This window comes from Phreatobacter aquaticus, assembly GCF_005160265.1.
Classification (GTDB): domain Bacteria; phylum Pseudomonadota; class Alphaproteobacteria; order Rhizobiales; family Phreatobacteraceae; genus Phreatobacter; species Phreatobacter aquaticus.
Map to the genome: position 1 here is coordinate 1,765,171 of NZ_CP039865.1, position 19,099 is coordinate 1,784,269.

The window sequence follows — 19,099 nt, forward strand, 5'->3', positions numbered from 1 at the left end:
AAGGGCCGCCTTCGGGCGGCCCTTTTCGTTTGGGGGTCAGGCCGGCAGGTCCGCGACACTGATCTTCTTGACGCCGAGCGCCGCCATGTCGGTCCAGGCTTTCGCGAGCGAGCCACCGAGGTCGATGGCCCGGCAGCCCTCCTCGACCACGAAGGTCTGCAGGCCGTTCTTGGCGGCGTCCTGGGCCGTCCAGTTGACGCAGAAGTCAGTGGCAAGGCCGACCACGACGGCCCGTGCGATGCCCCGCTCTTTCAGATAGCCGCCAAGGCCGGTTGCGGTCTTGCGGTCGGCCTCCATGAAGCCGGAATAGCTGTCGACTTCGCGGCGATAACCCTTGCGGACAATGGTCTGCGCATGGGCGATGTCGAGACCCTCGTGGAACTCGGCACCGGCACTGTCCCAGGTGCAGTGGTCGGGCCAGAGCACCTGCGGCCCATAGGGCATCTGGATCAGCTCGAAGGGCTTCTTGCCGGGATGCGAGGTGGCGAAGGAGGAATGACCTTCCGGGTGCCAGTCTTGCGTCAGCACGACATTCTGGAAGCGCTTCGCCATTGCATTGATGACAGGAACCACCTCGTCGCCCTTGCCGACGGCCAGCCGTCCGCCTGGACAGAAGTCGTTCTGCACGTCGACGACGATCAGGACGGTGGAACTGTCGATCACAGGCTTGTCCTGCGCATGGGCAGTGAGACTGCCTGCGGCTGTCAGCAGGGTGGCTCCGGCAATGGCAGCGCGGCGATCGATCTCGAATGGGCGTTTCATGGGATCCTCCTCGGCGGTCGGTGACACCTGCCGGAAGGCTACGCTCATGCTCGGATTGTGCGATGCGGAAGAACCCTTAACTGGGATGCTTCAGTGCGCGAAGGCCGAGAAGCTCGCGACGACGCGCTCATAGACGCCGCGCTTGAACGGAATGATCAGGTCGGGCGTCGCCGTCAGCTTCTCCCAGCGCCAGGCTTCGAACTCCGCCTTGTGCCTGCCCTCGGCCGGCTGCAGCACGTTGATCTCGCTATCGTCGCCGTCAAAGCGGAAGGCGAACCATTTCTGCGTCTGGCCGCGATATTTGCCCCGCCACGCCTGACCAGCCACCACCTGCGGCAGGTCATAGGCGAACCATTCCGGCGCCTCGGCAATCAGCGAGGCGGATCGGACATTGGTCTCTTCGTAAAGCTCGCGTTTGGCGGCGGCGAGCGGGCTCTCGCCGGGATCGATGCCGCCCTGCGGCATCTGCCAGGCATGGCCACCATCGACATGCTCCGGGGCGGGGCCCTTGCGCTTGCCGACAAAGACGAGACCGTCCCGGTTGATCAGGACCACGCCAACACAGGGGCGGTATGGCAGGTCTTCGAAGGGTGTCATCGTCGATGTCCGGCTCGGCATTCGTTTTACCCCGATGAAGGACGGCGCGCCACGCCTGTTGTGACGGGGACGAGGATGATGCCTCGCTCCTCGAGCGCGCGCGCCCAGTTGGCGACGCGGTCTATGGTGACCGGTAATGCCGAGCCGATGCCAAGCGCGAACCCCTTCTCACGCGCCCGGGCTTCGAGGCGGCTGAGCTGGGCATCGAGTTCGGCAGGTGTCGGCACCCGGTCGATCTGGATATCGCCGCGCAGATTTGGCTGCTGGAGACCGGTCGCAAGCTGGCCGATCAGGCTGCGCGGGCTCGACCCGTCGTCGATCATCATCAGGCCGCGCCTATTGGCCTCGCGCAGCATGGGCGCCAGCGACTGCTCGGTCGCCGTGAACTTGGCGCCCATGTAATTGACGATGCCGACATAGCCCTGGAAGCGGCCCATGGCCCAGAACAGCCGCTCGGTATTGCGCTCAGCGGACAATGTGGTGAGCAGCGTCTGCGGTCCGGGATCGTTCTCGGGATAGTCGAACGGCTCCATCGGCACCTGCAGGAAGACCTCATGGCCGATCGAGCGGGCGCGCATGACAGCGCGTTCGAGGTCGTTGCCATAGGGCGCAAAGGCAAGCGAGACCGCGCCCGGCAACTTGGTGATCGCTTCCGACGTGCCGTTGGCACTGATACCCAGGCCGCCGATGAGGATGGCGATGCGCGGCAGATTGGATTGCGCCGAGGTTGGAACGCGGAATGCCCGGGCATAGGCCTCAAGGGGGCGGCGGCCGTCGGGAGCGACCCGAGGCAGCGGGCCATGGGGCGTGCGTTCCGACAATCGGGGATCGAGGCCGGTGGCACGCTCCTGCGAGGGCGGTGGCGTCGCGATGCGAACCTGCTGCGCGGCACCTGACATGCCGTTGATCACATTGATCGTCGTGCCTTCCGGCTGCTCGGTCGGTGTCGCCGCCGGCGCAGCAGCTGGAGGCGGCTGGACGACCGGTTCCATCTGGCGCGGCTTGGGCTCGGCGATCGCCGCAAGAGCGCGCGGCTCACCGCCCAGCGGATTGTGAACGAGCAGGATCGTACCGATGAGGCCGAGAACGATGAGGCCGACCAGGCCGGCGGCAAGCGGCATCAGAGGCGGCAGCGGCCACCTGCGCTTGGGCTTGGTCTCTGGTTCCACCCCGAGAGGGGCGTTGAGCTCGTCGGTCATCGTGCGCCGGATGTTGGCGGCGGAGCGCCCCCTTCCTTCATCAGGCCGGAACCCTTAACTCCCGGTTAACCACATTGTCGCGTGTGGCGGGTTGGGCGATTTTCCCGGCGGATTTTGCGTTCTTTCGCCTGCGTGCTAGGCAATGCGCCCCTTCGGAGGGACCGATGAGTGCGAAGCTGAGTGCTGTCGACGCCGCTGCCGGCATCGAAACCGTCATGAACGTGCTGGGCGCCGACGCCCGGCGCGCGGCTCGGCAGGTCGCGCTTGCTTCGCCTGCCGACAAGAATCGGGCGCTCGATGCGATCGCCATCGCCATCCGTGCATCTGCCGCCGACATTCTGGCCGCCAATGCCGAGGACCTCGCGGACGCCCGCCGCGACGGGCTCGCCGCCTCGTTCATCGACCGGCTGACACTCACGCCTGCGCGCGTCGAGGCGATGGCTGCCGGCGTCGAGGTGGTTCGTGATCTGCCGGATCCCGTTGGCGAGGTGATCTCGGCGTGGGACCGGCCGAACGGCCTGCACATCGAGCGCGTCCGTGTGCCGCTCGGTGTTGTCGGCGTCATCTACGAGAGCCGGCCGAACGTCACGGTTGATGCCGGTGTGCTCTGTCTCAAGGCCGGCAACGCGGTGATCCTGCGCGGCGGGTCCGACAGCTTCCGTTCATCGCGCGCGATCCACAGGGCAATCGTCACGGGCATGGAACAGGCCGGCCTGCCGGCTGCTGCCATTTCTCTCGTCCCCACCCGCGACAGGGCAGCCGTCGGCATGATGCTGCGTGGCCTGGAGGGCACGATCGACGTCATCGTGCCGCGTGGCGGACGCAGCCTGGTCGAGCGGGTTCAGCAGGAGGCCCGTGTGCCGGTCTTCGCCCATCTCGACGGCAATTGTCACGTCTATGTCCATGCCGGAGCGGACCTGGCGATGGCGCGCGATATCCTGATCAACGCCAAGATGCGGCGCACCGGTGTCTGCGGCTCTGCGGAAACCCTGCTGGTTGATCGCGCCGTCGCAGCCACGCATCTGAAGCCGCTGGTCGAGGCGTTGTTTGCTGCCGGCTGCGCGGTACGCGGGGATGCTGCGGCGCGCGCCGTCGATGCCCGGGTGACCGCTGCCGTCGAACTGGACTGGTCGACCGAGTTCCTGGACGCCATCATTGCGGTGAAGGTCGTCGACGATCTCGACGCAGCGATTGCCCATATCGAACGCTATGGGTCGCACCACACGGACGCCATCGTCACGGCGGATCAGGGCGCAGCGGAGCGCTTCATGCGCGAGGTCGACAGCGCCATTCTCCTGCACAATGCCTCGACGCAGTTTGCCGATGGCGGCGAGTTCGGCTTCGGCGCCGAGATCGGCATCGCGACCGGCAAGATGCACGCACGCGGGCCGGTCGGCGTCGAGCAGCTGACCTCGTTCAATTACCGCGTGCGCGGCACCGGTCAGATCCGTCCGTGAGGCCGTTCGGCTCGCGCATCGCGCCACGGCTGAAGCGCTCCGGGCGGCGGCTCGTCCTGCCGCCGCATGCCAAGGGCATGACAATCGGGCTGTTTGGCGGATCCTTCAATCCGCCTCACGAAGCGCACCGCTTGGTTGCGCTCGCCGCGCTGAAGCGGCTTGGCCTCGACGCCGTCTGGTGGATGGTGTCGCCGGGAAATCCGCTCAAGGCCCATTCAGGCCTCGCCCCGCTGGCGGAACGGGTGTCGGCCGCCCGTGCGCTGGCCCACCATCCTGCGATCAAGGTCACCGATATCGAGGCGCGGCTCGGCACCCGCTTTACCTTCGACACCATCGCTGCCCTGAAGGCGCGCTGCCCCGGTGTTCGCTTCGTCTGGATCATGGGGGCTGACAATCTGGCCCAGTTCCATCTGTGGCAGAACTGGCTGGGCATTGCCGGTCTTGTGCCGATGGCGATCGTCGACCGACCGGGGGCCGGCCTGAAATCCGCAGGCGGCGTCGCGGCCACCCGCCTTGCCCGCTATCGCCTCGACGAATCCGACGGCCACCGGCTGGCTTTCACCCAGGCCCCGGCCTGGATTTTCCTGCACGGATTGAAGTCGCCGCTGTCATCGACGGCGCTTCGCGAGAAAAAGCTGATACCCGTAAAATTGCACCTATCCACTTAAGCGCGGGGCAAAGCGCGCCGGTTAATGTCGCCTCATAGAAACGCGGGGCGGGATGCATATGAACGGGCTGATGTCCAAGAAGGCCGAGCAGCTTCTGTCGAGCGTCGATGTCCTCGTCATCGACGACAATCAGTTCATGCGGAAGATTATCCGCAACATTCTGACCAATATCGGGATCAAGAGTGTTTCCGAGGCCGTCGATGGACTGGCAGGTCTTGAGCATATCAGGCTGCACGCCCCGGACATCGTCATTCTCGACTGGGAAATGCCGATGCTCAACGGCGCCGAGTTGATGCGCATCGTGCGCAACCCATCGACCTTCCCGCTGCCGGATATCCCGATCATCATGTTGACCGCGCATCTGGAGCGCTGGCGCGTGATGGAGGCGACCAAGCTCGGCGTCAACGAGTTCGTCGCCAAGCCGATCTCCGGCAAGATCATGCTGGAGCGCATCATCTCGATCATCACCCGACCGCGGCCTATGGTGCACATTGATGGCCACTATCGTCCCGAGCCGCGTCGCAATCTGATCGAGCCGCGGCTGCGTCGCGCCTCCGCTCCCCAGCCCGCAAGCGTGGTCTGACGCCGCAGGCTGGCGGCGGCAGACGTCCCTTGCGACGGCCCTACTTGCGAAGATTTCCAAACACGGGTCCTCTTGCGTTCTGATCACGCATCGAGGATCCCGTCATGACCAAAGCTGCCACTCCCGCCCATCCGCAGGGCCTCTCGATGTACGAGAAGCGCCGGATCGAGGCGGAGATTCTCAAGCACGTCTATGACGCGCTGACCGCGAGCCACGGCAAGGCCATTGCGGAGGCCTCGGTTGCCGAGGCTGTGCGCCGTTCTGCCATCGAGCAGGGCGAGCGTTTCGCCGCAGAAGCGCCGCAGGGCCCGTCGCTGCAGGGCTTCATCGACATGCAGGAATTGTGGACCAAGGGCGGTGCGCTTGATGTCGAGGTCCTCGGCCGCACCGAGGACACCTATTCCTTCAACGTCACCCGTTGCCGCTATTCCGAAATGTACAAGGACATGGGATTGGGCGAGATCGGCCACCTCCTGTCGTGCCAGCGCGATGGCACCTTCTGCGAAGGCTACGACAAGAGGCTCAAGCTCGACCGGACCCAGACCATCATGCAGGGCGCAAGCCACTGCGACTTCCGGTTCCGCTATGAGAAGGACGCGGCGTCGTCCTGATCAGACGGGCGGGCGGCCGACGAAGTCGCGCTTGCCGATATCCATGCCGTTCTCGCGCAGGATGTTGTAGGCCGTGGTCACGTGGAAGAAGAAGTTCGGCAGGGCCATATAGGTGAAATAGACGCGTGACTTGAACGCGACCTGCTGGCCGGCGAGCGGCACGGTGATCTCGACATCGGCACGGTCGTCGATTGCCTTGGTGTCGGCGCTCCTGACGAAGGCGATCGTGGTGGCGATGCGCTGCTTCAGCTCCTCGATCGTCGTTTCGGTGTCGGGATATTTCGGGATCTCAATGCCCGAGAGACGGGCCGTCGGGCCCTTGGCGAAATCGGTGGCGAGTTGCACCTGTCGGGTCAGCGAGAACATGTCGGGCGCCAGCCGCGAGTCCAGCAGGACCTTCGGGTCGATTTTCTTGGCGGCGGCGAATTCAGCCGCCTTGTCGAGCATTGCTGACAGATTGGTCAGCATCTGGACGAAGATGGGCAGCGAGACGTCGGACAGGCGCGTGCTCATGGGGATAATCCTGAAGGATCGAGGCGCAGGAGTTGCGCATTCCCCATTTAGGCCTCGCGCATCGATTGCGCCACCACGCTATAAGAGCCCATGCCGATTCAGCACGCCATCGACCAGCCGGCCCCGATCGGGCGGCAGCCAATCCAGGGTCGCGTGACGCGCATCCAGCTGTCGCGGTTTCGCAGCTATGCCGCGGGCGACCTGCGACCCGAAGCCTCGCTTGTGGCGCTCGTGGGCCCCAATGGAGCCGGCAAGACCAATGTTCTCGAAGCGCTGTCGCTGCTGACGCCTGGCCGCGGCCTGCGGCGCGCGACCTTGAGCGAAATTGCTTCCGACCAGGGCGATGGCGGGTGGGCGCTCAACGCGACCGTAGAGGCGGCCTATGGCGAAACCATGCTGGGCACCGGCATTGAGGGTGGCGAGGAAGAGGCGCGAACCCGCATCTGCCGCATTGATCGGGTGCCTGTCGGTTCGGCTGCGGCCTTTGCCGAGCATATCCGCGTCGTCTGGCTGACGCCCGCCATGGATGGCCTGTTTCTCGGCTCTGGCGGTGAGCGTCGGCGCTTCCTCGACAGGCTGGTTCTGGCGGTGGATGCCGAGCACGGCAGCCGCGTGAATGCGCTGGAGCGGTCGCTCCGCGCGCGCAATCGCCTGCTGGAGGAGCCGGCCCCCGATCCCGCCTGGCTGGAGGCGGTGGAACATGAGACGGCGGAACTCGCGGTTGCCGTGGCGGCCGCACGGGCCGAAACGGTGCGCCGTCTCGCAGGCCTGATCGAGGCGACCAAGGACCCGGCCTCGCCCTTCCCCTGGGCGGCGCTCGCGCTCGATGGCGCGGTCGAGAATGCCGTGCTGGAGCGTCCTGCCCTGGAGGTGGAGGACGATTACCGGGCGGTGTTGCGCGCCAATCGCAACCGCGACCGGGCTGCAGGGCGGACCACCGAGGGCCCGCATCTGACCGACCTGCAGGCGGTCCATGGTCCATCCGGGTCACCCGCCGAGCGCTGCTCGACCGGCCAGCAGAAGGCCCTGCTCGTCGGGCTGGTCCTGGCCCATGCCCGTCTCGTTGCCGAAATGGCAGGTTTCACGCCGCTGGTCCTGCTCGACGAGGTGGCGGCCCATCTCGATCCCGAGCGTCGAGCCGCTCTCTACGATGCCCTGGAGGCACTGGGCGCCCAGGTCTGGATGACTGGCGCCGATCCCCAGGCTTTCGACAGCCTGAGGACCCGAGCCGATATCTTCGCAGTCGTGCCCGGCACGATCAGCCGGGCCTGACTGTCAGGCGACCGCCTGCGACGCGTGCCGCCGGCGCAGGACATAGCCGATCGCCAGCACGACGACCGCACCGCTGAGCGCGGCCACATAATGTGGCAGTGCCGCAGCCTTCAGCGAACCAGCAGGCGTCGGATCGACCACTACCAGGTTCAGGCTCCAGCCGGCGAGCTGTCGGAGGACGGCGGGATCGCTGACGATCATGTCGCCGGCAATCCATCCGAGCAGCGCCGCGCCAGCCCAGACGAAGATCGGGAACCGCTCGATGATCTTCAGCACCAGGCCCGATCCGGCAATGATCAGCGGGATGGTCAACAGCAGGCCGAAGATGAAGAGCCAGACATTGCCGTGCGAGGCGGCGGCGATAGCCAGCACGTTATCGAGGCTCATGACAGCATCGGCGATGGCAATGGTGCGCACGGCCTTCCAGAGGCTGTCCGTCGCTTCCATTTCGGTATGGGCTTCCTCGCCCTCACCCACCACGAGCTTGACGGCCACCCAGAGCAGCAGCAGGCCACCAATCAGCCGCAGCAGCGGAATGGCGAGCAGATAGGTGATGATGAGTGCGAACAGGATGCGCAGGCCGATAGCCGCACCAGCACCGAGCAGAATGCCGTAGAATCGCTGGCGCTCCGGCAGGCCGCGGCATGCCAGCGCGATGACGACCGCATTGTCGCCTGACAGGAGAAGGTCGATCCAGATGATCTGGAGCAGGCCGATCCAGAACTTGGTGTCGGAGAACAGGGTTCCAGAGAGAATGCTTTCCATATCGGCCCCACGGCGCAGGCCGCGCACCGATGCGCGGCCGATCGGCCACCGACATAATAAGCATTTGTGCCTATGTCACGAGGGGGGGCGAAAAACCCCTAGGTGTATCCCTTATGCTTCAGCTGCCGCGTGTCGCTTCCTGATCAGGAAGGCCGTCGCCACCACGAAGATGGCCCCGATGATCGCCGCAGGCATTTCCAGCTTGTGGGCGAGATCGCCACCGATGAACTGCTTCACAATCGGGTCATTCAACGCCATGTCGCCGGCAAGCCAGCCGAGAAGAGCGGCGCCCGCCCAGATGAGAATGGGGAACCGCTCGAGCATCTTCATGATCAGCGTGGCGCCGGCGACGATCAGCGGGATCGAGATCACGAGGCCGAAGATGAGCATGAACTTGTTGTCGCGGGCGACGGCGGCAATGGCCAGCACGTTGTCGAGGCTCATGACGGCATCGGCGATGGCCACGGTGCGAACTGCATACCAGAGCTGATCGGATGCCTGGATCTTGTCGTCGTCGCCGCCTTCATCCGTGACCAGCTTGACTGCGATCCACAGCAGCAGCAAAGCGCCGACCACCCGCAGGAAGGGCATGTCGAGCAGGGTTGCGACGAACAGGGTGAAGACGACGCGGAGCAGGATCGCCACGCCTGCGCCCAGCACCATGCCGATCATGCGCTGCCGGTCAGGCAGGCCGCGGCAGGCCAGCGCGATGACGACCGCATTGTCGCCCGACAGGATGATGTTGATCCAGATGACCTGAATGATGCCCACGAGGCTGAGCGAGCTGAAGTCCATCGGGGGCACCTTCAATATGGGATGGGTTGAAACGGCCGACGTGCCGACTTTGGGCCGCACACTAGGGGCAGGACCTCATCGCTGATATTAGTATTTCTGACTAAGAAATGCGTGGAAATGCGCATAACTATATAGAAACACGTATCAGTCCGGCCGTTTCATCTTTCCCATATCAGCCGATGGCGTCGACCACAGCCTTGCCGCAGTCGATCGTATTGGCCTGGCCGCCGAGATCGCGTGTGCGGTACGCAGCGCTCGCCAGCACTTCCTCGATGGCGCGGACGATTTCGGCAGCGGCCTCGGGCTCGCCGAGATGGTCGAGCATCATGGCCGCTGACCAGATCTGGCCGATCGGATTGGCAATCCCCTTGCCGGCAATGTCGGGAGCCGAACCGTGCACCGGCTCGAACAGCGAGGGGAACTTGCGGTCCGGATTGATGTTGCCCGACGGCGCGATGCCGATCGTGCCGGTGCACGCCGGACCAAGGTCGGAAAGAATGTCGCCGAACAGGTTGGACGCCACCACCACGTCGAACTTGTCGGGGTTCAGCACGAAGTGGGCGGTGAGAATGTCGATGTGGAACTGGTTCACCTCGACAGCCGGATAGGACTTCTTCATCTCGGCCACCCGCTCGTCCCAATAGGGCATGGAGATCGAGATGCCGTTCGACTTGGTGGCGCTGGTCAGCTTGCGCCGCTTGCGCTTCATCGCGAGCTCGAAGGCATATTTCAGGATCCGGTCGACACCGACGCGGGTCATGACCGTTTCCTGCAAGACGAACTCGCGGTCGGTGCCCGGGAACATGCGGCCGCCGATCGAGGAATATTCGCCCTCGGTGTTCTCGCGCACGACGAAGAAGTCGATGTCGCCAGGCTTGCGGCCGGCCAGCGGCGAGGGCACGCCCGGCATCAGCTTGACCGGGCGGAGGTTGACGTACTGGTCGAACTCGCGCCGCATCAGCAGCAGCGAGCCCCAGAGCGAGACATGGTCGGCGATCTTGTCGGGCATGCCGACGGCGCCGAAGAAGATCGCGTCATGGCCGCCGATCTTCTCCTTCCAATCCTCCGGCATCATGCGGCCATGCTTCTCGTAATAGTCGAAGGACGAGAAGTCGAAATGGTCGAGATCGACGGAGAATTTGTACTTCTTCGCCACGGCTTCCAGCACGCGCACACCCTCGGGCATGACTTCCTTGCCGATGCCGTCGCCGGGAATGACGGCGAGCCGGTAGGTGTTCGAGCGGGCCATGCGTGTCTCCTTGGGAAGCGAAGTCCGACCGGATAGCCAGCGGGACGGTGGCGGACAAGCCTTGCCGGCGGCAGGGCGCCCATGAGGTCAGGGAAGGGCTCTATTCGTTATCGGCGAGGATCGCGGTGATCACGGCATCGGTGACCTGGCGGGTCGTCGCCTTGCCACCGAGGTCGGGCGTGTGAAGGCTCGGGTCCGCCGTGACGCGTTCGATCGCGCGCATCAGCCGGGCCGCGGCCGGCTGCTCGCCAAGATGGTCGAGCATCAGGACGGCCGACCAGAACGTGCCGATGGGGTTGGCGATGCCCTTGCCCATGATGTCGAAGGCCGAGCCGTGGATCGGCTCGAACATCGAGGGAAACTCGCGCTCGGGATTGAGATTGGCGGTCGGAGCGATGCCGAGCGAGCCGGCAAGGGCCGCAGCGAGATCGGAGAGGATGTCGGCATGCAGGTTGGTGGCAACCACCGTGTCGATCGTCTCCGGCTTCAGGGTCATCCGCATGGTCATGGCGTCGACGATGGCCTTGTCCCAGGTCACGTCCGGGAATTCGGTGGCCACCTCGGCGGCGACCTCATCCCACATCACCATGGCATAGCGCTGGGCGTTCGACTTGGTGACCACGGTGAGGAGCTTGCGCGGGCGCGACTGCGCCAGCTTGAAGGCGAAACGCATGATGCGGGTGACGCCGGCGCGGGTCATCATCGACACGTCGGTTGCCGCCTCGATCGGCAGGCCCTGATGGACGCGGCCACCGACGCCGGAATATTCGCCCTCGGAATTCTCGCGCACGATCACCCAGTCGAGTTCCGGCCCCGACACGTGGCGCAGCGGCGAGGTGATGCCCGGCAGGATGCGGGTCGGGCGGACATTGGCGTACTGGTCGAAGGGTTGGCAGATCGCGAGCCGGAGGCCCCAGAGCGTGATGTGGTCGGGAATGTCGGGGTGGCCGGCGGAGCCGAACAGGATGGCGTCATGTTTCCTGATCTGCTCGCGGCCGTCCTCCGGCATCATCCGGCCATGCTTCTTGTAGTACTCGCCGCCCCAGTCGAACCGGTCGAAGGAGATTGTGAACTGTTCGCGCCCGGCGAGCGCCTGCAGGACCTCGACGCCGGCATCGACCACCTCGGCGCCGATGCCGTCCCCTGGAATGGATGCGATGCGATAGGCCTTCATGGGGCTGGTCCTCGGTGGCGCGGTGGCTGGCGATCAGGCTTGATTGCAATCGAAACCAATCGATGTCAACATTCCATTGGAGCTTCCATGGAAGCATCGTCACAATGCGCAGTTCGGGAGATCAGATGGTTGCGGGCATTGCCCACGAGGAGCAGGTGCAGGACCGGCGGCCGTCGTTGGTCGACGACGCCTATGCCGCGCTGAAGGAAGCGATCCGCGAGAGCATCTTCCCGCCGGGCTATCAGGCATCGGCCCAGGAACTGGCGCTGCGCCTCGGCATGAGCCGGACACCGGTCCACGAGGCCTCACTCAAGCTGCAGGAGGAGGGTCTTGTCCGCATCGTGCCCAAGCGCGGGATCGTCATCTGCGCGCTGGCCCCGGACGACATCCGCGAAATCTACGAGGTCATCATTGCCATCGAGGCCAGCGCCGCCCAGCGCCTGGCTGGCCTGACCGCGCCCGAGCGCGCCATCGTCTGCGATGAACTGGCGACGGCCACCGACCGCATGGCCGAGGCGCTTGCACGCGGCGATCATGGAGAATGGGGCCGCGCCGACGAGGCCTATCACCAGCTTCTGGTCGAGCGCTGCGGCAATGGCCGCTTCGTGCGCATCATGCAGACGGTCAAGGACCAGCTCCATCGCGCCCGCATGCTCACCCTGAAACTTCGCACGCGGTTGCCCGCCTCCGTCGACGAGCATCGCGCGGTGATCGCGGCGATCCGTGCCGGCGACGGCGAGGCTGCCCATGCCGCCGCCCGCCGCCATCGGCTCAACACGAGCGATGAGCTTCTGCCGCTTCTGGAGAACTTCGGACTGAAGCACCTATAGTCATACGGCCAATCCGGCGTTTTGCCGGCATAACAACAAGATCGCGCATCCGGCGCGGCGCACCCCAACTCAGGAGGAAATCCATGCGACTGTTTGCCAGTGCCCTAGCGGCAGGCCTCATTGCTCTCGCCAGCCCCGCTGCGGCGCAGAGCTTTCCCAGCCGCGCGATTACCATGATCGTGCCTTTCGCGGCCGGCGGGACGACCGACATCATCGCGCGGATCGTCTCCGAGCACATGTCGCGAACGCTCGGCCAGTCGATCGTGGTCGAGAATGTCGGCGGCGCCGGCGGCACGACCGGCTCGACACGCGTCGCCCGCGCGACCCCTGACGGCTACACGCTGATCATGGGCAATATGGGCACCCATTCAGCCTCCGTCGGCCTCTATCCCAATCTGGCCTATGATCCGCGCACCGATTTCGAGCCGATCATGAATGCCGCCGGCACGCCGATGATGATCGCGGCGCACAAGGATTTCCCGGCCAGCACGTTGCAGGAGATGATCGCGCTGATCAGAGCCAATCCCGGGCGCTACAATTACGGCCATGGCGGTGTGGGCTCGACCTCCCATCTCACCTGCGTGTTCTTCCACCACCTCGTCGGCGCGCCGGTCCAGCATGTGCCGTTCCGCGGGTCGGGTCCGGCGCTCGCGGCCCTGCTCGGCAAGCAGCTCGACTATGTCTGCGACCAGACCGTCACCATAGTGCCGCAGCTTGCCAATCTGAAGACCTATGTGGTCGCAACGCCGAGCCGCCTTGGCGTTGCCCCGGATGTGCCCACCTCGGCCGAGGCGGGTTTGCCCGTCTTCCAGGTTGTCGGGTGGAACGCCATGTTCGCCCCGAAGGGCACGCCGCGCGAGATCATCGAGCGCCTGAATGCCGCCGGTCGTGCGGCCTTGGCCGATGAGAGCGTTCGCAAGCGCCTGCTGGAACTCGGCTGCGAGATTCCCGATGCCGCGGGACAGACACCCGAGGCGCTCGGTGCTCACGTCCGTGCAGAGGTCGAAAAGTGGACGCCGGTGATCAAGGCCGCCGGCGTCACTGCGGGCAACTGATGATCAGGTGAAGAACGCTTCGAATTCGGATGCCACGAGGTCGGGCACTTCCTCCGCGAGGTAGTGCCCGCCCGGCAGGGGATGGCCCCTGACATCGCTTGCCCGTTCGCGCCACAGCGCCAGCGGGTCGAAACATTTGCCGATCACGCCATTCTCTCCCCACAGTGCCAGCAACGGCATGTCGAGCTTGCGCCCGCCGTCCTCGTCGTCGTGGACGATGTCGACCGCGGCGCCGGCCCGATAATCCTCGCAGCTGGCGTGGATGGTCGCGGGGTTGCGGAAGCAGCGGAGATATTCGGCCAATGCCTCCGGCGAGAACGGATTGAGGCCGGCCGCGCCCGAGCCGCACTTCTTCAGCCAATAGGCATCCGGATCAGCCCCGATCATCCGCTCCGGAAAGGGAGCCGGCGTGATGAGGTAGAACCAGTGCCAGTAGGCGCGTGCGAAGGCATCCGTCGTGTCGCGGTACATCTCACGGGTAGGCGCGATGTCGAGGGTTGCGAGCTTCCGCACCCGGCCGGGATGGTCCAGGGCCAGCCGGTGGGACACGCGGGCGCCGCGATCATGGGCGCCAAGGAAGAACTGCTCGTGCCCGAGCGCGGTCATCACCTCCGCCATGTCATTGGCCATCGCCCTCTTGGAATAGGGCATATGCTGTGCGTCCGTCTCCGGCTTGCCGCTGTCGCCATAGCCTCTGAGGTCGGCCGCCACCACGGTGAAACGCTCTGCCAGCCGCGGCGCAATCCGGTGCCAGAGAACGTGGGTCTGGGGATAGCCATGGAGCAGCAGCAGGGCCGGCCCCGATCCGCCTGTTCTCAGCCGGATCGTCGTCCCCGACGTGGTGACGTCGAGCATGCGAAAGCCAGGGAATAGGCGATCAGACACGGGCAATTGGGCGATCATCGCGGTTTTCCCTGTGAAATTGACGCAAACGGCATGTGCGCCGAAGGTCGCAGCAGGTCCTTGTATCCAGAAGCGCGAAGATTAGGTATTCGAAAAGCTCCACAGCAAAGAAGCTCCCCCCAGGAGCCGCCCAAGCCCCAGAGGACCCCGATGAACAAGCGCTTCTTCCTTGCCGCCGCAGCGACTGCCCTGGCGACCGGCCTTTCGCCCGCCGCCGCCCAGACGTTCCCGTCGCGGCCGATCACCATGATCATTCCCTTCGCCGCCGGCGGCCCGACCGATGTCGTCGCCCGCATCGTCTCCGAGGCGATGGGCAAGTCGCTGGGCCAGGCTGTCGTCATCGAGAACGTCGCCGGCGCCGGCGGCACCACAGGTTCGACCCGCCTGACCCAGGCCGCCGCCGATGGCCATACGATCATGATCGGCCACACCGGCACCCATGCGGCTTCCGTCGCGCTCTATCCGAACCTGCGCTACAACCCGGCCACCGACTTCGCGCCGATCGGCCTGGTCAACACCAATGCCATCCTGATCACCGCCAAGAAGGCACTGCCGGCCAACACGCTGAGCGAATTCGTGGCCTGGGTGAAGGCCAACGAGCGCACGGCCAACAATGCCCATGCCGGCATCGGCTCGGTCAGCCACACGACCTGCCTGCTGCTCAATTCGATCATGGGCGTCAACCCGCAGACCGTGCCCTATCGCGGCACCGGCCCGGCCATGAACGATCTCGTCGCCGGTCAGGTCGACTATCTCTGCGATCAGGTGGTCAACGTCGCCCCGCAGGTCCGCGCCGGCACGATCAAGGCCTTCGCCGTCGCCCAGATGACCCGCAACCAGGCGCTGCCTGATGTCCCGACCACCACAGAGGCTGGTCTGCCCGGCTATCAGGTCGTCGTCTGGAACGCCATGCTCGCGCCGAAGGGCACGCCGGCTCCGGTCGTTGCCCGGCTGAACGAGGCTCTCAAGGCTGCTTTGGCCGACGCTAATGTCCGCGCCCGCCTGGCCGAACTCGGTGCCGATCTCCCGACCGATGTCCAGGCGACGCCTGCCGGTCTCCAGGCCTTCATCGAGTCCGAGATCGCCAAGTGGACGCCGGTGATCAAGGCGGCAGGCGTCACCGCCTCGAACTGATTGATACGGCGCGTGCCCGGCGGATTCCCGCCGGGCACGTCGTCCAGGAGAACGACCATGGTCGTGTTGAATGTTCAGGGAATGACCTGTGGCGGCTGTGCTGCCTCGGTCGAGAAGATCATCCGCCGCACCGATCCTGCGGCAATCGTCCGGGTCGATCTGGCGTCCGGCCGCGTGGAGGCCGATACCTCGGCCGACGCCGCGATCCTTGCCGAGGCTGTCAGCGCGGCAGGCTACCAGGCCAAGGCGGCCTGATCAGCCGACGAGAATAGCTCTGAAATCATTGACATTCGTGTGTGTCGGGCCGGTCACCACCAGCCCGTCCACCGCGGCGAAGAAGCCGAAGCCGTCATGGCGGTCGAGGTGGCTGCGGGCGGATAGTCCCCGCCGCTCGGCGTCGTCGATCAGCCCCGGCGTGACGATCGCGCCCGCATTGCTTTCGATGCCGTCGATGCCATCGGTATCGAGTGCAATGGCATGAAGGCGCTTGCGCAACTCCGGCTTCCATCCCTGCACCGCAACCAGCAGCGCCAGCGCGAATTCCGAGTTGCGGCCGCCGCGCCCGAATGATCCGCCGCGCGGCAGGGTCACCGTCGTCTCGCCGCCCGAGAGAATGAGCAGGGGCGGCCCAACCGGCAGGCTGTGCTCCAGCACCGAGCGGGCAAGGGCTGCATGGACCTGCGCCACATCGCGCGCCTCGCCCTCGATCGTGTCGCCCAGCACCAGCGTCGGGATGCCGGCCTTCTCGGCAATCGCAGCGGCGGCTCGCAGGCTCTCGACGGGGCGTGCAATCAACCGAACGTCGATCCCTTGCGCAAAGGCCGGATGGTCCGGCTTCGGGCTTTCGCAGGCCGGATCGGCCAGATGCCGCATGACGGCGTCGGGCAGTTCCATGCCGTAGCGCTGGACGATCGCCAGCGCATCCTCGCGCGTCGTTGTGTCGGGCACGGTGGGGCCGGACGCGATGACGGCTGGGTCGTCGCCGGGCACATCGGAAATGGTCAGCGTCACCAGCCGCGCCGGCAGCGCCGCAGCAGCCAGCCTGCCGCCCGCAATGGCCGAGACATGCTTGCGCACGCAGTTCATAGCGCCGATATCGGCGCCCGATGCCAGGAGCGCTGAATTCACCGCCTTGAGATCATCAAGCGTCAGATCGCCGCCCGGCAGTGTCAGCAGGGCCGAGCCGCCGCCCGATATCAGCGCCACGACCAGATCGTCAGGCCGCAGGCCCTCAAGCCGGCTCAGGATGCGGCGCGTTGCCGTCAAGCCGGCCTCGTCGGGCACCGGATGCGACGCCTCCAGCACCTCGATCCGCGAGCAAGGCACGGCATGACCATAGCGCGTCACCACCGTGCCGCTGAGCGGAGCCGGCCAGGCCTTCTCGAAGGCGGCCGCCATGGCCGCCGCCGCCTTGCCTGCCCCGATCACGATGGTCCGGCCGGTCGGAACCGCCGGCAGGTGATCGACCAACCGCTCGGCAAGGGCAGCGCCGATCGCGGCGTGACCGAGCGAGACGAGAAAGGCGCGCGGGTCGGAGGGCAGGGGCACAGCTTGGGTTCCACGGTCATGCAGGGGCCGCGAGACAAGCAGGCGCGCGCCACCTGTGCAAGGGCGACCCCGGTCCTTCGCCCGGATTGCCGGCAAGCCGACGCGCTCCTAAACCTTGGCCAGTAAACCGACGCCGTGGGGAAACGCATGCTGTTCGAACTCAGCGAGGAAGAGATCCTGATCCGCGACACCGCGCGGCGGATGAGCGCGGAGATTGTCGCTCCGCTTGCTGAGACGCTGGACCACGGCGGCGGGCGTCCCGCATTCCTGGCCAATCTCAAGCAGCTGGCCGAGGCCGGTTTCATGTCGGTCAATGTCCGCTCCGAATTCGGCGGCACCGAAGCCGGCACGGTCGCCTTCGCGCTGACCATCGAGGAGCTGGGCTATGCCTGCGCAGCAACCGGCGTCACCGCCTCGGTCACGAACATGGTGGCCGAGGTGATCCAGGCGGTCGGCTCGGCTGAGCAGAAGGCCCGCCATCTGCCACGCATTGCCGATGGCACCTATCCCGCCGGCGCCTTCTGTCTCACCGAATCCGGGGCCGGCTCCGACCCTTCCGCCATGGCGACGAAAGCGCGCATCGACGGCGACCATTTCGTGCTGGACGGTCAGAAGCTCTACATCACCTCGGCCGAATATGCCGGGCTGTTCGTCGTCTGGGCGGTGACAGACCCCACCGCGCCCAAGGGCAGGGGCATTTCCTGCTTCCTGGTCGAGGCCGGCACGCCGGGCCTCACCATCGGCAAGGCCGAGAGGAAGCTCGGCCAGCATGGGTCCGCCACGAATGTCGTCCATTTCGACGGCTGCCGTGTGCCCGCTTCCGCGCTCATGGGCAAGCTGCATGACGGCTTCCGCATCGCGGTCGGCGAACTGGCGGGCGGCCGCATCGGCATTGCGGCGCTCTCGCTCGGCATTGCCCGCGCCGCCATGGATGCCGCCAAGGCCTATGTGAAGGAGCGCCGCCAGTTCGGCCAGGCGATCGCTGATTTCCAGGGCATCCAATGGATGATTGCCGACCGCGAGACCGACCTCGAGGCTGCCCGCTTGCTCATGCTGTCGGCGGCCGCGAAAAAGGACCGCGGCGAGCCCTTTGGCCGCGAGGCATCCATGGCCAAGCTGTTTGCCTCGGAAGCGGCGCTCCGCTGCACCGACACGGCAGTGCAACTCCATGGCGGCGCCGGCTATTGCGCCGACTATCCTGTCGAACGGCATTTCCGGGATGCTCGCATTACCCGAATCTATGAGGGCACCAGCGAGGTCCAGCGTATGATCATCTCCCGCGAAACCTTCCGGCAGTAAGAAGCGACCATGAAACTCACGATCTATGGAATTGCCCGCTCGCGCGCCATCCGCAACCTCTGGATGGCCGAGGAGCTCGGTCTGGCCTACCAGCACGTTCAGACCGTCTATGGCCCGGAAGGCTCCCGCAAGCCCGACTTCCTGAAGCTCAATCCGAACGGCCGCGTGCCCGCCGCCGATGTTGACGGTGTGATCCTCTGGGAATCACTCGCCATCAACCTGCATCTGGCCAAGAAGGTCGGAGGCTCGCTCAGCCCGAAGGATGTCGATGAGGATGGCCTCATGACCATGTGGAGCATGTGGGCGGTCACCGAGGTCGAGACCCCCGCGCTTGCCGTGCTCACCCATGGCAGCCTCAAGTCCGAAGCCGAGCGCGACAACGCCTTGCTCGCGAAGAGCATCGAGGCACTGAAGGCCCCGCTCGCCGTGCTGGAGGCGCATCTGGCCGCCCATTCCGGCCACCTGGTCGGCGGGCGCTTCACGGTGGCGGACCTCAATGTCGCGGCCTGCGTGTTCTATCTCCGCCTGTCGAACCTCCTGGCCGACAAGCCGGCGATAACCGCCTGGTACACGGGCGCGATGGAGCGGCCGGCGGCGAAGAAGGCCTTCGCGCTCAGGGGCGACTGAACCGCTGCGGACGGAAGCGTCCCCCGCATTTCCGGAACTTCCCCGCGGGGCGTGGCAT

General features: G+C 65.7%; 21 protein-coding genes. 11 read left to right on the forward strand and 10 right to left on the reverse strand.

Annotated elements, in window-relative coordinates; genetic code table 11:
* Window positions 1-36: 36 nt before the first annotated feature.
* From pncA to E8L99_RS08245, 3 genes are all read right to left on the reverse strand, one after another.
* Window positions 37-762 (reverse strand): bifunctional nicotinamidase/pyrazinamidase, encoded by a 726-nt coding sequence (gene pncA, locus E8L99_RS08235; protein WP_137099085.1) that lies wholly within the window; start codon window positions 760-762, stop codon window positions 37-39.
* Between the two features lie 90 nt (window positions 763-852).
* The gene (locus tag E8L99_RS08240) at window positions 853-1,359 is read right to left on the reverse strand and encodes an RNA pyrophosphohydrolase (RefSeq protein WP_137099086.1); all 507 of its coding nucleotides are present in this window, start codon (window positions 1,357-1,359) and stop codon (window positions 853-855) included.
* Between the two features lie 26 nt (window positions 1,360-1,385).
* Entirely contained in the window at window positions 1,386-2,558 is a 1,173-nt protein-coding gene (locus tag E8L99_RS08245) for a divergent polysaccharide deacetylase family protein (protein WP_137099087.1), read from the reverse strand.
* A 164-nt stretch (window positions 2,559-2,722) separates the two neighbouring features.
* Between E8L99_RS08245 and E8L99_RS08250 the strand changes: the two genes are divergently transcribed.
* The 4 genes from E8L99_RS08250 (at window position 2,723) to E8L99_RS08265 (ending at window position 5,877) form a co-directional block, all read left to right on the forward strand.
* On the forward strand, window positions 2,723-4,015 hold the full coding sequence (locus E8L99_RS08250; protein WP_137099088.1) for a glutamate-5-semialdehyde dehydrogenase: 1,293 nt from the start codon (window positions 2,723-2,725) through the stop codon (window positions 4,013-4,015).
* Window positions 4,012-4,683, forward strand: a complete 672-nt coding sequence (locus E8L99_RS08255) for a nicotinate-nucleotide adenylyltransferase (protein WP_137099089.1) — start codon at window positions 4,012-4,014, stop codon at window positions 4,681-4,683. Before E8L99_RS08250 ends, E8L99_RS08255 begins: the two co-directional genes overlap by 4 nt.
* Window positions 4,684-4,753: 70 nt before the next feature.
* Complete coding sequence (locus E8L99_RS08260) at window positions 4,754-5,266, forward strand: response regulator (protein ID WP_168201606.1); 513 nt, start codon at window positions 4,754-4,756, stop codon at window positions 5,264-5,266.
* Between the two features lie 104 nt (window positions 5,267-5,370).
* Window positions 5,371-5,877 carry an L-2-amino-thiazoline-4-carboxylic acid hydrolase gene (locus E8L99_RS08265; RefSeq protein WP_137099091.1) on the forward strand — a complete coding sequence of 169 codons (507 nt, stop codon included), beginning with the start codon at window positions 5,371-5,373 and terminating at the stop codon, window positions 5,875-5,877.
* On the opposite strand, the gene E8L99_RS08270 is transcribed toward E8L99_RS08265, so the two are convergent.
* Window positions 5,878-6,390: a DUF1993 domain-containing protein gene (locus E8L99_RS08270; RefSeq protein WP_137099092.1), complete on the reverse strand. Its 513-nt coding sequence runs from the start codon at window positions 6,388-6,390 to the stop codon at window positions 5,878-5,880.
* Window positions 6,391-6,480: 90 nt separating this feature from the next.
* Here E8L99_RS08270 and recF point away from each other — a divergent pair, with 90 nt between their 5' ends.
* Complete coding sequence (gene recF / locus E8L99_RS08275; RefSeq protein ID WP_137099093.1) at window positions 6,481-7,662, forward strand: DNA replication/repair protein RecF; 1,182 nt, start codon at window positions 6,481-6,483, stop codon at window positions 7,660-7,662.
* 3 nt (window positions 7,663-7,665) lie between these two features.
* On the opposite strand, the gene E8L99_RS08280 is transcribed toward recF, so the two are convergent.
* From E8L99_RS08280 to E8L99_RS08295, 4 genes are all read right to left on the reverse strand, one after another.
* Window positions 7,666-8,427 (reverse strand): TerC family protein, encoded by a 762-nt coding sequence (locus E8L99_RS08280; RefSeq protein ID WP_137099094.1) that lies wholly within the window; start codon window positions 8,425-8,427, stop codon window positions 7,666-7,668.
* A gap of 111 nt (window positions 8,428-8,538) precedes the next feature.
* The gene (locus E8L99_RS08285; RefSeq protein ID WP_137099095.1) at window positions 8,539-9,222 is read right to left on the reverse strand and encodes a TerC family protein; all 684 of its coding nucleotides are present in this window, start codon (window positions 9,220-9,222) and stop codon (window positions 8,539-8,541) included.
* 172 nt (window positions 9,223-9,394) lie between these two features.
* Window positions 9,395-10,471 carry a tartrate dehydrogenase gene (locus E8L99_RS08290; protein ID WP_137099096.1) on the reverse strand — a complete coding sequence of 359 codons (1,077 nt, stop codon included), beginning with the start codon at window positions 10,469-10,471 and terminating at the stop codon, window positions 9,395-9,397.
* A 100-nt stretch (window positions 10,472-10,571) separates the two neighbouring features.
* Entirely contained in the window at window positions 10,572-11,645 is a 1,074-nt protein-coding gene (locus E8L99_RS08295) for a tartrate dehydrogenase (protein WP_137099097.1), read from the reverse strand.
* Between the two features lie 125 nt (window positions 11,646-11,770).
* On the opposite strand from E8L99_RS08295, the gene E8L99_RS08300 reads away from it, so the two are divergent.
* Together E8L99_RS08300 and E8L99_RS08305 are read left to right on the forward strand one after the other, a co-directional pair.
* The gene (locus tag E8L99_RS08300) at window positions 11,771-12,475 is read left to right on the forward strand and encodes a GntR family transcriptional regulator (RefSeq protein ID WP_137099098.1); all 705 of its coding nucleotides are present in this window, start codon (window positions 11,771-11,773) and stop codon (window positions 12,473-12,475) included.
* A gap of 83 nt (window positions 12,476-12,558) precedes the next feature.
* Window positions 12,559-13,530, forward strand: a complete 972-nt coding sequence (locus tag E8L99_RS08305; protein ID WP_137099099.1) for a tripartite tricarboxylate transporter substrate-binding protein — start codon at window positions 12,559-12,561, stop codon at window positions 13,528-13,530.
* A 3-nt stretch (window positions 13,531-13,533) separates the two neighbouring features.
* Here E8L99_RS08305 and E8L99_RS08310 read toward each other — a convergent pair whose 3' ends face one another.
* Window positions 13,534-14,385, reverse strand: coding sequence for an alpha/beta fold hydrolase (locus E8L99_RS08310; RefSeq protein ID WP_137102020.1), 852 nt, complete (start codon window positions 14,383-14,385; stop codon window positions 13,534-13,536).
* 198 nt (window positions 14,386-14,583) lie between these two features.
* On the opposite strand from E8L99_RS08310, the gene E8L99_RS08315 reads away from it, so the two are divergent.
* Window positions 14,584-15,567, forward strand: coding sequence for a tripartite tricarboxylate transporter substrate-binding protein (locus tag E8L99_RS08315; RefSeq protein ID WP_137099100.1), 984 nt, complete (start codon window positions 14,584-14,586; stop codon window positions 15,565-15,567).
* 57 nt (window positions 15,568-15,624) lie between these two features.
* Window positions 15,625-15,822 (forward strand): heavy-metal-associated domain-containing protein, encoded by a 198-nt coding sequence (locus tag E8L99_RS08320; protein ID WP_137099101.1) that lies wholly within the window; start codon window positions 15,625-15,627, stop codon window positions 15,820-15,822.
* Here the strand turns inward: E8L99_RS08320 and E8L99_RS08325 are convergent, their stop codons facing one another.
* Entirely contained in the window at window positions 15,823-17,115 is a 1,293-nt protein-coding gene (locus E8L99_RS08325; RefSeq protein ID WP_215907060.1) for a glycerate kinase type-2 family protein, read from the reverse strand. It lies immediately after the preceding gene.
* Between the two features lie 147 nt (window positions 17,116-17,262).
* Between E8L99_RS08325 and E8L99_RS08330 the strand changes: the two genes are divergently transcribed.
* Window positions 17,263-18,414 carry an acyl-CoA dehydrogenase family protein gene (locus E8L99_RS08330; RefSeq protein WP_137099102.1) on the forward strand — a complete coding sequence of 384 codons (1,152 nt, stop codon included), beginning with the start codon at window positions 17,263-17,265 and terminating at the stop codon, window positions 18,412-18,414.
* Window positions 18,415-18,423: 9 nt separating this feature from the next.
* Window positions 18,424-19,041 (forward strand): glutathione S-transferase family protein, encoded by a 618-nt coding sequence (locus tag E8L99_RS08335; RefSeq protein ID WP_137099103.1) that lies wholly within the window; start codon window positions 18,424-18,426, stop codon window positions 19,039-19,041.
* Window positions 19,042-19,099 lie beyond the last annotated feature (58 nt).